The following is a 1,161-nucleotide window of genomic DNA, read 5'->3' as shown; positions in this document are numbered from 1 at the left end:
AGCAGACCCAGCCGGTCGGGCCGCACCCCGACGCGGCGCAGCGGGCCGAGGCCGCGCTCCACGGCGGCCACGACGGCGTCGATCCTGGTGGTGAGGGTGAACAGGTTCGCCGCGGCGAGGGCGGCGACCAGGCCGAGCACGGTGACCAGGGCGGCCTGCGGGCCCACCAGCCACAGCTGCAGCGCCCCGACGAACACCGCGAGGACGAGCAGCATCCGCAGGACCTGCCAGACCCGGCGCCAGGGCGGGTGGGCGACGACGTAGCCGAGCGCGGCGAGCGTGCAGGCACCCGCGAGCCACGACACGTCCCGCCGCACGACCACGAGCGTGACGAACACCAGCAGCACCAGCAGCTTCGGCCCCGCGGACAGGCGGTGCACCAGGCTGTCGCCCGGCGCGTACAGGCCGAGGGGGTTCACGCGACCAGCTCGCGGTAGTAGCGGATCGCCGGGCCGGGCGTGTCGTCGGCGACGACCTTCCCGCCGTCGAGCACCACCACGCGGTCGAAGTCGGCGAGCAGGTCCAGGTCGTGGGTGACCACCAGGACCTGCTGGCGCAGCTCGGCCAGGATCTCGGCGAACCGGCGGGTGTTGCGCAGGTCCAGCAGGGTGGTCGGCTCGTCGCAGACCAGGACGTCCGGGTCGAGCGCGAGCATCCCGCACAGCGCGAGGAGCTGCTTCTGACCGCCGGAGAGCTGGTGGGCCGGATGGTCCGCGTAGCCCTCCAGCCCGTGGGCGGCGAGCACCGCCGCGGCCCGCCTCGCCCGCTCCTCGCGGTTCCTGACGGTGCGGCGCAGGGAGAACGCCACGTCCTCCCCCGCCGTCGGCATCACGATCTGGCTGTCCGGGTTGGTGAACACGAAGCCGACCCGACGGCGGACCTTCGCGCCCTCCGAGGTCGGGTCCAGCCCGTCGACGAGCACCCGGCCGGAGGTGGGGCGCACCAGTCCGTTCACCATCCTGGCCAACGTGGACTTGCCGGACCCGTTGGCGCCCACGAGACCCACGCGCTGCTCAGGGAGGGCGAGGGTGACGTCGTCGAGCACCACGCGGTCCCCGTAGCGGTGCCCGACAGACTCGTAGGCGATCATCGGACGGCCTCCCAGAGCGCGGCGACGCCCACGCCACCGCCTGCCGAGAGGGCGGTGAGGCCGAGCCCGCC

2 protein-coding genes are annotated in these 1,161 nt (G+C 74.1%); both read right to left on the bottom strand.

Going from position 1 to position 1,161, the window contains the following annotated elements; translation table 11 throughout:
• Positions 1-419: energy-coupling factor transporter transmembrane component T family protein (locus H5J29_RS33625; protein WP_181784899.1), on the bottom strand; the 419-nt coding region annotated here is incomplete at its 3' end.
• Complete coding sequence (locus H5J29_RS33620; protein ID WP_181784898.1) at positions 416-1,090, bottom strand: energy-coupling factor ABC transporter ATP-binding protein; 675 nt, start codon at positions 1,088-1,090, stop codon at positions 416-418. The genes H5J29_RS33625 and H5J29_RS33620, both read right to left, overlap by 4 nt.
• Between the last annotated feature and the right edge of the window lie 71 nt (positions 1,091-1,161).

This window comes from Pseudonocardia pini (assembly GCF_013870575.1).
Lineage (GTDB): Bacteria > Actinomycetota > Actinomycetes > Mycobacteriales > Pseudonocardiaceae > Pseudonocardia > Pseudonocardia pini.
Note: the sequence above shows the minus strand (reverse complement) of the source record. Positions and strands in the feature narration are given on the sequence as shown.